This window comes from Mycoplasmopsis maculosa, assembly GCF_900660665.1.
Lineage (GTDB): Bacteria > Bacillota_I > Bacilli_A > Mycoplasmatales > Metamycoplasmataceae > Mycoplasmopsis > Mycoplasmopsis maculosa.
In genome coordinates, this window is the sequence record NZ_LR215037.1 from 75,508 (window position 1) to 89,530 (window position 14,023).

The window sequence follows — 14,023 nt, forward strand, 5'->3', positions numbered from 1 at the left end:
CTTTTTTAAAAAAGAGGGAAATTTAAATTAATTTGATGTTTTTAGTCCTTCAATATTAAGATCTAATGTTATTGTTAACGGTAAAATGTGTTTAGAAAATCTATTTCCATATTCATGATTTGCTTGAATTGTTATATTTATTTTTGCAGTACCATTTGAATCGTTTTTATCTTTAACTTCATTTTTTGTAATTGTAGCTGTTGTATTTTCTTCAAGTTTTAATGCACCATTTATTAATTCTACGTTAATTTGATCATTATTAAGAGATGAAGGCAATTTTTCGTTTTTGTTTTTAATTGTTATATTATAACTGCTTTGTGTATTTAAAACTTCTATAGCAGCTTTAATAGCGTTATATATTTTTTTGTATTCACCATTGTCTCTAAAAGAAGCATTAATTGATCTTTAATATCTTTCATATTTAGAGTTTGCATTTTGATCATCTTCAGCTATTGTATATTTAGTTAAAGTTGCTTCTGCTTTATTTAATACATATGCATAATTTTGATCATTTGGATGAGAAGTTTTTATTTGTTCAACAAAAGATTGAGCATTTCTTAATGTTTCTAAGTATTTATCTCTTTGAGGATTAGGTAATTTAGCCTCTATTTTTTTAACTTCTTGATCAATCTCTGTTATTTTTGCATCAACTGATTGTTTCGCATTAGTTAGTTCTTCATCAGAAGGATTTTCACGAGAAATTAGAGGTTTTTTAGCATCAATTTCAGCATTTATAGTACTTAATAAATTGTTCATTTCTTCTGCTAATTCAGGATTATTATTTCTTAACTCATTTGCTTTAAAGCTAACTATATCTTTAACATTATATAAATTAGATAATGAGTTAAATAATTGGGTTAAATTAGCATTAGAATTTATTCTATCGCTTTCTTCTTGAATTTTTGTATTTAGTGAATTTCTTGCTTCAACTAATTTATTTTTAGCGTTATTTATTCTTTCTGTAGGCATCTTTGTTTTATTTACAAGAGCTAAATTACCCTCAGAAATAAGATTTTCAGCATTTGAAACTGCATTTTGAAATGCTGTATATTCAGTTAAATAATTGTATAAACTAAATGAACTTGGAACGCTACTATTTTCTTCATGTTTTTGTTTTAATTCATTTAATGCTAAAATTCCTTCTCTTTTTTCTCTTGTTATTTCATCATATAATGTTTTAATTTCTTTTGTTTTTTCAATTAGATATTCAATTAAAATATTTTCTTTTTTAACTAATTCATCTATTTCTAAAGATTGATTTAATAATTCTTTAGCTTCGTTTTCTTTAGCCTCAAGTTCTGTTTTTAGCGCTAAAAGATTAGAATTTTCTGTATAAGTTGAAGAAGGAACTTCAAATTTAGCATAAACTGTATTTTTTCTTATAGCTTCAGGTATTCTATTAATAATACGATCTTTTATTTCTTGATTATTGATATTTTCATCAAAAAAGTCATTCATCAAGTTAATTTTTTCTTCAACTTTTGTTAAATCATCATTTTCATCTAATTCAAAACTATTTTTTTTAGACGCGTATGAATCAACTATTGTAGTGAAAACATCTAAATGACTTAAAAATTTTATATATATTTCTAATTTTTGAAATTTTTCATTATGTTCAGTTTTTTTTGTAGATAATAAATCATCACTATCTGTATTCCCTGGTGTACTAGGTGTAGTTGTATCTGAGGGAGGTGTTTCTGGATTTGATTCACCATTTTTAGGATTACTTGGATTATCTTCTATTTCACCATTCCCTGGTGTACCAGGTGTAGTTGTATCTGAGGGAGGTGTTTCTGGATTTGATTCACCATTTTTAGGATTACTTGGATTATCTTCTATTTCACCATTCCCTGGTGTACCAGGTGTAGTTGTATCTGAGGGAGGTGTTTCTGGATTTGATTCACCATTTTTAGGATTACTTGGATTATCTTCTATTTCACCATTCCCTGGTGTACCAGGTGTAGTTGTATCTGAGGGAGGTGTTTCTGGATTTGATTCACCATTTTTAGGATTACTTGGATTATTTGTCCCGCTTGTTCCTGGAGTATAAATGCCAGAATTGCCGCCTTCACCATTTCCAGATAATTTATCACCTGTATTTGAATTTGTACTATTGTTTCCTTCTACTGGTGTACATGCTGCAGCAATAAACGATAATGTAGATAAATTACTTAACATTGTAGTTGTAATTCAAAACTTCTTTAAATTTTTTTTCATTTTTACTCCTTAATAAGATTTTTGCTTATAGCGGTCTATAAGTAATAAAATTTTAAATCAAATTATTTTTTAAATAATAAAAAAAATAAAAAAGCTACTTTTTTTCATAAAAATTTCATTTTTTAATTTTTTTTATTTAAATTACAAACTTTAAAAATCTTAAAAAATACATATTAAAAAAATTAAAAATAGATTTTTTAAGCTAAAACTTTTTTATATAGTTATAATAAAATAATATGAATAATATTTACAAAAACATAAATAAAGATAAAAAAGATTCTTTTTTAGAAAAAATTAGATTATTTTTTAATGAAACATTTAAATTTAGTGTAACTAATTTAACATTAAGTGGTATATTAGTTGCTTTTTATATGATATATTCTGCTATTTTTAAATTAACAATTTTAAGATTTATTCCCTTAGAGTTAGAATATATATTTTATATATTTTTTGGAATAATATTAGGACCTTTTAAAGGTGCAGTTTTAGCAATAATTGCAGACACTTTAGGATTACTATTAACAGGTAAAATAGGAACATGATATTATTTATATGCACTTATTCCTCCTGCAATTGCAATTTTAAGTAGTCTTTATTATTCATTGCTAAATAGATCAAAAATAATTAAAATAATTTTACCTTTTATTGTTATAACTTTGGCGACTATTATTATCTTATATATATTTTTTACACAAGTTACTTATGATGAAAATAATAAAATAATTTTTTCAACCAAAGGTATATCACAAAAAGTAAGAAGGGATTGACAAAATATAAGTTGATTTGCTATATTGGCATTAGTTTGTTTATATTTGTTTTTAATGCTAGTAGCTACAATATTATTAATAATATTTTCTTTTAAAAAGAAAAATGAAAGAATATTAAATTACTTATTTATACTATCTTTGGTTACATTAATTGTTATTATATTTAGATGAGTTCTAGGACCTATAACATACATAAGTTGGTTTAATTATTTTTATAGATTAAACCCTAATAAAAAATTAAAATCAATAGGAGTTGATTATCTAATTTATTTTGTTCCCATAATTATAAAAAGTTTGATTTCAATTCCTATTTTAACATTATTATTAACACCTGTTTTTTCAGTTATAAAACATATATTGCAAAATCAAATAAATAATAATCAGAAAATAGTTTATTAATATATAATAAAAAATATGAAAATGAAAAAAATGCGGGATTTTAGAATAGAAATTATTAATGCTATATATTATTTTGAGTTAATTGAAACTAAATTGGACACAAAGTATATTTTTGAAAATTATTCTAATCTAAATAATAATCAATTTCTTCAAATAGAGAAAATTGCAAAAAATTATGCCTTTCTTAAAACTTCTATTTCAACATTCTTAAGAGAAGATTGAAGTTGAAATAGAATATCTCCCTTAATAAGAGCTATATTAATTAATGCAGCTAATGAATTATTTACTATACAACCAAGAATTGTAATAAATGAAGCTGTAGAAATAACAAAATTATATTATGGTGATGATAATAATTTTTATAAAATGGTTAATGCAATTTTAAATAATGTTTATAAACTTTTTGTTAAAGGCGAAAAAATATTGAGCGAAAAAAAATAGATATGTTTTAAAGCATATCTATTTTTATAAATTATTTTTTGTTTGTGAAGTATTCTCTAACAATTGGAGCAACTTTTTCACCATAAAGTTTAATAGCTTTCATTGTATCTTCGTGAGGTACTGAACCTACAGGTAAATGAAGTAAGAATCTATCTAAACCTAAAGCTTCCATAACTTTAATAATTTTTTTAGCAACAGTTTCTGGTGAACCAACAAACATTGCTCCTTCTGAACTAACCATGTGCATATATGATGCATGATCTAACTCTCTTCAATGCGCTCTATCTTGTGCAATTCTACCTACAAAAGTTTTTGTTGGGAATCAGAATTTATTAATTGCTTCTTCATCTGTTTCTGCAATAAAACCTCATGAGTGAGAAGCTACTTTTAATTGTTCATCAGTATAACCTACATGTTTACCAAAATTTCTATAAGCATCAATAATTGGTTTAAAACTTTCTGGTCTTCCACCGATAATAGCATACGCAATAGGTAATCCTTTTGAAGCGATTTTTATACTTGAATTAACATTACCACCAGTAGCTACTCATATTGGCATATCCATAGCTCTTGGATAAACACCTTTTTTATCAACTTTTTGAGTAAATTTTGTTCCTGGTCAGTTAACTATTTCATTTTCTTTAACATGTAATAACATATCTAGTTTTTCATCAAATAATTCATCATAATCTTTTAAGTCATATCCAAATAATGGGAAAGATTCTGTAAATGATCCTCTACCAACCATTATTTCTGATCTACCATTTGATAATGCATCAACATGAGAAAAGTTTTGATAAACTCTAATAGGATCTGCTGAAGATAAAACTGTAACAGCGCTTGATAATTTAATATTTTTTGTATTAACAGCTCCAGCTGCTAAAATCATTTCAGGGCTTGAAACTGCAAAGTCATCTCTATGATGCTCACCAACAGCATAAACATCTAAACCTAATTTATCTGCAAGTTCTACTTCCTCAATCATGTTTCTAATTCTTTCGTGATGAGGTATTGCTTTTCTAGTTGTTTCTAAAACTGTTGTATCTCCAAATGTAGAAATACCTAATTCAATTTTTTTCATTTTGTCCTCTTTTGTATATTTTTAGTAAAAAAAGTTGCTAAATAATATTAGATGCAACTTTAATATTTTATATATTTTTTAAAATTTGTTCAAATTCAGCTACACGTGTTTTTGCGTAATCTTCTGGATTAACATTAGCTAAATTTGGCATTTTTGTACCATTAATTTCAATAAAATTAATTGATTTAGCTCCAACAAAATTTAAAACAGTTCTTAATCATTGTTTTTGAATAGATTCTGTTCCTTCAGGTTGTGGTCCACCTTGGCTTGTAACAACAACAACATTTAAGTTATTTAATAAACCAACTGGATTGCCGTCTTTTGATAATTTGTATGAAAATGTTTTATCTGCTACTGCTATACCATCAAAAAAGTTTTTAAGAATTGCAGGCGCTGTAAAGTTTATAAGTGATGAAGAAATAACTAATAAATCTGTTTGTTTTAATTTTTCTATTCACTCATCGCTTTTTACTAATGATCAATATTGTGGGAATGTGTTTCCGTTTAATGAATTTTTTGCAAATTCTGTATCGTTTAAATTAATTCTTTCTACATTGCCAGCAACTTTTTGGAATTCATCCATAACAGCTGTTAAAAAAGAATATGGTTTGCTAATGACAGCACTATCTAAAAATAATATTTTTTTCATATATATGTCTCCTTATACGTAATGTTGATATTATAAAACAAAAAAATTAAAAAAATAAAAAAATGATTTTTTTTATTAAAAAAACGCTAAAAAAATCACTTTTTCATTTTTTTAATAAAAAAAGCCATTATTTAGGCTTTTTTATTAAACTGTAACATGAGTTAATGTTAATTCATAAACAGATTTAGAAATTTGTTTACTTTTGAAGTTGAATAATCTTACAAGAACTTTAATTGTTCTACCTTCTGTATTTTCTATAACTGTTGCGTATCCACTAGCATTTTGAAGACCTTTTGAGTTTGTATAAATTGGATTTGTTGCTGTTGTGAAATTGAATGTAGTACCTTTAAATGTTCCTAAATTAATACCTTCAAAAGGTTTTGTACTTTCTGATTTACCATATACTGTGTTTGTACCTTGGAATGAACTTAAGAAAATATCATAGCTATTTTCTTTACCTTTTGTAGATATTAATTTATCATTTGCAAAACTTTGTCCAGAAGCTGGTTCAAAAGCAAATTCTTCTTTGTTTATACTTGAAAGATTTGTTTCTGTTGAGTATGTTCATCCTTCTGGTAAAGCTTTTTCTTCAACTGTTCCTTTGTAAGGAACAATTTTAATATTTGTTCCTGCGATTTCTTTTTCCTCTAATACTTTTTTATCTTCGCTGTTTTCTGAAGTTGTATTACATGATGCAGCAATAGCAATAGGTGCTAATGTTAAAGGTGTTAAACCTAATAATTTAATAAATTTATTTTTCATTTTTTTCTCCTTAATAATTAATTAAATATAGAAGTAATTATAAGAAATTATTTAATTTTTCAATCATTAATAGGTAAATTATTTTCATCTTTGATTTCACCTGTTGCAGATAAAATAACATCTATAAGTCATCAAATTCCAAATCCAGAAAATGTTAATAGTTTTACAATTCCTAAACCAATTTGGCCAGCATAAAATCTATCAACACCTCATCATCCAGCAAAATAAGAAAGTAAAAATAATACTAATCTTGATTTTGGAGATGATTTTGGTTTAAAAGCATTTTCGATAAAATTTGTTTCCATTATTTCTCCTTTAAATAATATTTTATGTATTTATATTATTTTACATAATTATATTAATTAATAATTTTATTCTTAATAAGTATAAAAAAAGAAAGCAAAAGCCTTCTATATTTTTATAAATTAGAAATAATTTTGTCTAATTCAGGTGAAATTTCTTTAATAATTTCTTCTTGTGAAATTGTGCTTCTTGGAGCTACTTTGACACCATCTATTAAATATGTGTACACATTTTTTGCACCAATAAATTTAAATGTTCCTTCTAAATAAGCAACATGGTTACCAAATGGATATCATCCAAGAGGCGCTCCTTGTGCACCGATTATTGCTACATCTATATTTGTTACCAATCCTATTGCATCACCTTTTTTAGAATATTTATATGAAAATGTTTTATTTGCTACACAAACTGTATCAAGAAAATTTTTTAGCATTCCTGAAATATTAAAATTGTACATTGGCGCACCAACAACTACTAAATCAACATTTTTTAATAAATCTATTCATTTGTCTGCTTCATTATCATTTCAAAAAGTTGAAAAATTTTCAGCAGTTAATGAATTTTTGCTAAATGTGCTAGTTGATAAATCTAATAATGTAATTTCTGAGTTTGGGTATTTATTTTCATATTTTTTAACGAAAGCATTTGTAGCCTTTGATGTTACAGACTCTTTGTTTACTGAAGAGTAAATAACTAAAACTTTTTTTGACATGTGTCTCCTTTTAAAAATAGTAAAAAGTTATAAAAACCATTAAAAATATTAATTAGTTCTTATTTTTAATTTTATATAATAATCTATATGAGTATAACAAATAATAAAATTTTTACATATTTTTTAGATTTAGATGGTACATTATTTGACTTAAAAACAGGCACTAGAATTAGCAAAAATAATATTAATGCAATTATGATGATAAAAAAATTTGTAAATGTTGTAATTTCCACAGGAAGATCTTATAACGATCATAGAATAAAAGAAACTATGAAACTTCTACAAATCGAAGATGCTATTTGTTCAGGTGGAGGGGAAATTTATATAAATAATAATTTACATAAATATTTTAAGATAGAAGATCAACTTATTTTTGATGTTTTGGATTATGCATACAATTTAAGATTACCTTTAGTTGTTTTTGATAAAAATGGAGAATCTGTTTATTTGAGAACAAAGATTGACAGGTTTTTAAATAAATTATTTTTATCTAAAAAGTGAAATATAATTGAGCTTTTTAAGAATTTTGACTATACAAAGCACAATGATGTTATTAAACTTGCTCTAATAGTTAAAAATCCTTTTAAAGCAAAAAAAATAATCAGAAAATTTTCTAATTATTTTGGGAACAAATTAAATGCATATATTGCGAATAAAGGATTTGTTATTGAAATTACTTCAAATTCTTCAAATAAAGGTATTGCTGAACAAATATATTTAGAGGCTAAAGGTTTAATGAAAGAAAATGCAGTTCATATTGGTGATTCTGATGCAGATGCTTGTGTTAAAGGATATGTAGGAAAATTAGTAGCAATGAAAAATGGTTCTAAGTTAATAAAAACATTAGCTGATGAAGTGGCGCCAAATTATAAATATTCTGGAATTTATAAATATTTTTTAGGAAAGGTTATTGATTAATGATAAAAATAGGAAGTCATGTTAGTTTTAATAGTCCAAATTATTTAGTTGGTGCGATTGAAACTTCAATATCAAATGGAGCAAATTGTGCAATGATTTATTTAGGTGCTCCACAAAATAAAAATAGAGTAGATGTCGAAAAATACTGTTTGAAAGAGTATTTGGAAAAATATAGTTCTACAATAAAACCTGAAGATATTATTGTCCACGCTCCATATATTGTTAATCCAACTTCTTTAGAAAAATATAATTTTGCAATAGATTTTTTAATAAAAGAAATTGAAAGAATGAATTATATAGGAGCTAAATATTTAGTTTTACACCCAGGTTCAAGTACAAATTTTGATTTACAGGATTCTTTAGATAGATTTGTTTTATCAATCAAGGAAATTCTTTCAAAAACAAAAGACGTTATTATATGTGTTGAAACAATGGCGGGAAAAGGTAAAGAAGTAGGTGTTAATTTTGACCAAATACGTTATTTTATAGACAAAATAGATAATGAAAGATTTCAAGTTTGCCTAGACACTTGCCATGTATGAGATTCTGGGTACAATATAAAAAATTACGAAGAATTCAAAGAAATATTAAAAAAATATGATATTTTAAAAAATATAAAAGTTATACATTTAAACGATTCAAAAAATCAAATAGAATCTCATAAAGACAGACATGAAAATATAGGAAAAGGATATATAGGTCTTGAAACACTATCAAAATTTGTCCATGATAAAGATTTTGATAACATTCCTATTATTTTAGAAACTCCTTGAACAGATGAAGGGCCTATTTATAAAGAGGAAATAATTATTCTTTTAAATAAAGAATAATTTTTTTATTATTTTATTAATATCAAGTATTAATATAAATAATATATTGTAAAATTTTATATATAAAACTATAAGTTTATTATTACAACCTAGGAGAAATTATGAAAAAAAGATATAAAAAATTTATATTAAATTCACTTTCACTTATAGGTTTTTTTGCACCATTAGCAGGATTAAGTAATTTAAATGAAAATGTTAATTCTAATTCTGAAAATTTAAATTTAATTAATAATTATTTTAAAAATAATAATTTTTCTTATTTTAAAATAATAAAATCAACAATATTTGAAGATATTAAATCTAAAAAATATCCTTACCATATTACAAAAAATTTAATTAGTTTTTTAAATACTTATAAAGAAATTTTAGAACTAAAAATAAATAAATCATACATTCAAATTAAAAATAACTTAAATGAAGATGAAAAAATTTTTTCTGAATTAAGCGAGTTTGATAAAATTATCAATACTAATAATGAATCTTATAAACAAATTAATGATGATTTAGTTTTAAAAATAAAGTCAACATTAAAAAAAATAAAGGTACGTAATAACAAAATTGATGAAAATAATAAAAATTTTAAAGAATTTATAGAAAAGGTTAATAAACTAAATTTAAAATCAATTTTATTATCTGAATTTATAAATGAAAACATTTTATCAATTTTTAATAACTCTATATTAAGAAAATTATTTTTTGATCATGTTATAGAAATTGAAAATAATATTTTATTTTTGGAAAATATAATAAGAAGTTATGATGGCCCAAATTTAAGTGACATTTTAGAAAAAGCATTGAATGAGGCAAAAGTATTTTTAAAAACATTTGATAAATTATCTAACATAATTCAAATAAAAGAAAAGTCAACTTTAATTGTTGAAAATTTGAATAATATTATTATTAGTAATAATTTACAACCAAATAATTTAGTTAAAGAAATAAAAAAAGTTAATAAAAAAATAGATAATTCTGACACACTAAATAATCATGAAAAAGAATTGTTAAAAAATAAACTTTTAAATGTAATAATTTTTAAACAAATAATTGATATTGAAAACATTGTTCAAAATTACGATTTAAAACTTGAAGAATTAAAAAAAGATTTAATATCTAAAATTTCTTCTTTTTTAATTTCTGAAGAAATAAAAAATTCACTTATTTTAAAAATAAAAAACTTTAATTCACTTTTAGAATTTAATTCTTATAAGGAAAAAATTAATTTAATACAATCTAAATTTAGCGAAACATTAATAAATATTCAATTAATTAAAGATAAAATATTTTCTAATTCTATTGATAATGAACAAGCATTGTTCTTTTATAGAAAATTAATAATTATTAATAGTTTTTCAAATGATAATATTATCAATAAGTTGAATCCATATAATTTAGATGAAACATTAACTTTGATTGAAGAGGCAAATATTATTTTTAAAAATATTTTAAACTCTAATTCTTCTGAAAATCAAAGTAAATCAATATTAGAATTATTTAAAGAACAAACTATGAATGTTTGAAAATTTGAAATGACAGATAATTCTAAAAAGTATGATTTAGAGTCTTATGCATATTCGCTATCTTATGATTTAAACAATGCAAAATTATTTTTTGATAATTATGATACAAAAGAAGTTGATTATGAAATAGTTGATTTATATTTAGATGAGAATGATAAAAACACTTTGGTGGCTAAAATAAAAGTTTCAATGATATCAGAACCAACTATTTCATATGAATTTTCAATTTCTAAGACTTTAGCAAAAGATGCAAACCCTATTATTGAAGCGATAAATATAAATAGTATTGATGAAATATTTAATTTTGATTATGATTATTTTAAAAATGTAACTATAAATGAATTTAATAATCTTTTATTAAAAGATAAAAAGAATTTATTTAAAGGCAAAAAGAAAAAAATATTTAAATATTTTAATTATGAAATTGATGATGATATCGAAATAAAAGAAAGTAAATTATTTTTTACTATTAAAATTTTATTTAATAATCAAATAATAAGAACACAGAAAATTTCAACTAAAAATACTATTGAATTTTTAGAAAATGAATATGAAAAAGAATCAAATAAAGATGCATTAGATTTACAAAAAATACTAGAAATTGTTAAGAGCGATACAGCTTCTTTTATGTCAAAAATAAAATTCAAAGAAGGTGTAAAGCTATCACATATAGCATATTTAGCTTCTGATGCTAAAAAAGCTTTTGATGATTTATATATTATGCCTAAATTTGGAAAATATGAAGTTTTTATTAAAGATTTAAAAAATATAAATGATTATAACGGCAATGTTGATTTTATATTGTGATATAAAAAAAATGGTATTGAAGTTCCTATTGAAAATGTTAATGAATTAGACAAATACAAAAAAACTATTTCTAGTTTTAAACTTTTAAATTTCAATGATATTAAACCTATTAATAATGAAGTAATGACTTTTAACGATTTTTTAAGTAAAAATGGTGAAGTTATATCTCAGAAACACCGTGATTTGTTTAATTCAATAAATGAGACTAATTTTAAACTTAGATTAACACAAGGTAGAAAATATAATAGAAAAGAATATAGAGCTCTTAATTTAAAAGATATGATTGAACAAAAAGCTTTTATTAATATGGAATATTTAATAGAATTAAGAAATTCTGATTCTAATCCTCAAAAATCTGATAATTATTCAAATGAAGATTATGTTCCATTAGGCGTTGGTATTTATGATAAAGATCTTGAAAGAAATTCAAAGGATTTAGGTGAAATAAGACGTAATTATTTTACTTATTATTATGATGTAAGAGAATTAAATAATAGAGAAATGACATTTAAGTTAGGTTTTATAAACAAAAGAAATACTAACATTAGATTCACAAATGGCATTGATTATAAGCTAATTAATATAGTTAATGATTACCAACAAGCTTTATACCCAGAAATAATGGTAAATAATATTAAAATCAGTGATTTGATAGTAAACTATGATTTATTATCTAAAAGAAAAGCAGAAGAATTTATTAATAATTTAGATGATTTAAATAATATAATAACCTTAAAAACAAATTCTGATGGAAAAATTCATTACAAAAATTTTTCTCTTTCATCTAATCTTTTTAAAATAGTAGAAATAAAAAGAATAGCAAATGATGAAGCATATGTTAAATTTGGTGTTAGAACAATTGATGGGCAAATTGTAAAAGGGAATACATGATTTAAAGTAAAAGGTTTTGCAAGAAGTGATTTATTTAATATAAATGAAGAATTGACTTTTACTAAGCATAATTTAAAGACTGTACAAGAATCAAATAAATTAATCACAAGAGAAAGAGTGATTGAACCTTATTGAGACGAATTGTTTTGATCAAATAATAAACGTAACAATTATGTTAATTGGACTTTAAAAAGAAAGTATTTAGAAAAAACACTACTGAAAGAAAACTCAAGAAATCGTTTTATTCAATTTGATATTTTTGCAAATGTTTTAATAAATGATGACCTAAAAAATTCTAGATTAAGAAATTCAAATAATTCAATAAGTTTAAAATTTTCATTTGACGAGTTAGTTGATAGAAAAAACACTATTATTGAGAGAACTTCATTTAATGAAAAAGCAAATGTTCATTTTAAATATTTTATAGGAATATATTGAAAAGAAGATGAAGGAATTGAATTCAAAATATGAATGGAAGATGATTCTTATAAGATTATACTGGGAGAACCTGAAACGCAGAAGTTTGATGCTAATGTTAAATTTGACAAAAATAGAGCTTTTATAGTTTTACCAGCAGCTGTTAAAACAACTATAAGATACACAAATGATGAAGAATACGAAAATTTTGAGTTAGATCAAAATAGATTTGATTTAAAAAATATTGAATACAATCAATATGGTGAGCCAATTTTGTTTTATAGTGATTTAGAATTCCAAAAAAATAAAAATGTTTATTACCCTAATCAAAATGTCGATTTTAAACTTCATGAAGGTTTCAAATTAAATGCTGAATATGTTCATATTAAACAATATAGAGATTGAGATGTTTTAGAATCTGTTTATTCTAGAAATCTTTTAGTAGATGGTGGTTACTTTTTTGCTTCAGCAAGTATTATTGGGAAAGCAAACGATGACCCTAATGATGCAACTTTTTATATTATGACTAATAATCATGTTGAAGGCGGCTCGGATTTTAATGCTGTAAGTGGAAATAATTTTCTTTCAATTAGAAATGGAAGAAAATACGCTTTTGTTCCAGATATAATAGATAATAATGTTGATAGATCTTGACCTATTAGAACTAGTGAAGCTAATACGATTCATAATAATCAAATAAAAATGGTATGAACTGGTAGAGAGCAAATATCTAAAGACGGTAATAGAAGTGAATTTAGAGATTTAACTATATTTTCAATAGATCTTAATGAAAAACTAAGAGTTTCTCGTGAAAAAGGTAATATGCAAATTGTTTGAAAAATAGAAAATCTTATGAAAATGGGGAGTGCCAAATTTAATATTCATTCAAGTCAAATTGATATGTCAGTACCTAATTTAAAAGAGATTAGTACAATAGGCTGACCTAGAACACAATTTGCTGGATCAATTAATAGAAGAACTTATGTTGATAATAATAAAGTTATGGTCAGTTTTCAAGTAAATGGTCCACAAATATTTTCAGGCGGTGGTGCTAGTGGAAGCGGTATGTATACTTCTGGAGATAGATATTTTTCAACATGAGTAGCAGGAAATGGGATAGGTGATTCTTGAGGAATTCGTTACGAAAACAAAGATTATAATTATTTTGGTATAAATTATAATAATGAAAATCCTTTAGAATTAAAGAATTATAAATCTGTAGCTTCACAAATTTTTAAAGCTAATTTAGTTGATCCTTCTACATATGATTTGCCTTGATTTTTAAACGAAGTTAAGAATGGAGAAGAGTAAT

12 protein-coding genes are annotated in these 14,023 nt (G+C 23.6%); 5 read left to right on the forward strand and 7 right to left on the reverse strand.

The annotated features are described in order from the left end of the window. Positions 1-27 precede the first annotated feature (27 nt). Entirely contained in the window at positions 28-399 is a 372-nt protein-coding gene (locus EXC47_RS00415) for a lipoprotein 17-related variable surface protein (RefSeq protein WP_129646047.1), read from the reverse strand. Positions 400-405: 6 nt separating this feature from the next. Continuing rightward, on the reverse strand, positions 406-2,217 hold the full coding sequence (locus EXC47_RS00420; RefSeq protein ID WP_129646049.1) for a hypothetical protein: 1,812 nt from the start codon (positions 2,215-2,217) through the stop codon (positions 406-408). Between the two features lie 236 nt (positions 2,218-2,453). On the opposite strand from EXC47_RS00420, the gene EXC47_RS00425 reads away from it, so the two are divergent. Both EXC47_RS00425 and EXC47_RS00430 read left to right on the forward strand, forming a co-directional pair. Next, on the forward strand, positions 2,454-3,383 hold the full coding sequence (locus tag EXC47_RS00425; RefSeq protein ID WP_129646051.1) for an ECF transporter S component family protein: 930 nt from the start codon (positions 2,454-2,456) through the stop codon (positions 3,381-3,383). 21 nt (positions 3,384-3,404) lie between these two features. After that, positions 3,405-3,824 (forward strand): transcription antitermination factor NusB, encoded by a 420-nt coding sequence (locus EXC47_RS00430; RefSeq protein WP_129646053.1) that lies wholly within the window; start codon positions 3,405-3,407, stop codon positions 3,822-3,824. Between the two features lie 31 nt (positions 3,825-3,855). Here EXC47_RS00430 and EXC47_RS00435 read toward each other — a convergent pair whose 3' ends face one another. From EXC47_RS00435 to EXC47_RS00455, 5 genes are all read right to left on the reverse strand, one after another. Beyond that, the gene (locus EXC47_RS00435) at positions 3,856-4,905 is read right to left on the reverse strand and encodes an LLM class flavin-dependent oxidoreductase (protein WP_129646055.1); all 1,050 of its coding nucleotides are present in this window, start codon (positions 4,903-4,905) and stop codon (positions 3,856-3,858) included. Between the two features lie 67 nt (positions 4,906-4,972). Continuing rightward, positions 4,973-5,554: an FMN-dependent NADH-azoreductase gene (locus tag EXC47_RS00440; RefSeq protein ID WP_129646057.1), complete on the reverse strand. Its 582-nt coding sequence runs from the start codon at positions 5,552-5,554 to the stop codon at positions 4,973-4,975. A 144-nt stretch (positions 5,555-5,698) separates the two neighbouring features. Continuing rightward, entirely contained in the window at positions 5,699-6,316 is a 618-nt protein-coding gene (locus tag EXC47_RS00445; RefSeq protein ID WP_129646059.1) for a variable surface lipoprotein, read from the reverse strand. 47 nt (positions 6,317-6,363) lie between these two features. Next, the gene (locus tag EXC47_RS00450; protein WP_129646061.1) at positions 6,364-6,621 is read right to left on the reverse strand and encodes a TM2 domain-containing protein; all 258 of its coding nucleotides are present in this window, start codon (positions 6,619-6,621) and stop codon (positions 6,364-6,366) included. A 113-nt stretch (positions 6,622-6,734) separates the two neighbouring features. Beyond that, a complete protein-coding gene (locus EXC47_RS00455; protein ID WP_129646063.1) occupies positions 6,735-7,331 on the reverse strand; it encodes an FMN-dependent NADH-azoreductase in 597 nt (198 codons plus the stop codon). Between the two features lie 87 nt (positions 7,332-7,418). Between EXC47_RS00455 and EXC47_RS00460 the strand changes: the two genes are divergently transcribed. From EXC47_RS00460 to EXC47_RS00470, 3 genes are all read left to right on the forward strand, one after another. Then, positions 7,419-8,249 carry an HAD hydrolase family protein gene (locus tag EXC47_RS00460; protein ID WP_129646065.1) on the forward strand — a complete coding sequence of 277 codons (831 nt, stop codon included), beginning with the start codon at positions 7,419-7,421 and terminating at the stop codon, positions 8,247-8,249. After that, entirely contained in the window at positions 8,249-9,079 is an 831-nt protein-coding gene (locus tag EXC47_RS00465) for a deoxyribonuclease IV (RefSeq protein WP_129646067.1), read from the forward strand. Before EXC47_RS00460 ends, EXC47_RS00465 begins: the two co-directional genes overlap by 1 nt. Positions 9,080-9,180: 101 nt before the next feature. After that, positions 9,181-14,022: an MGA_1079 family surface serine endopeptidase gene (locus EXC47_RS00470; protein WP_129646069.1), complete on the forward strand. Its 4,842-nt coding sequence runs from the start codon at positions 9,181-9,183 to the stop codon at positions 14,020-14,022. Position 14,023 lies beyond the last annotated feature (1 nt).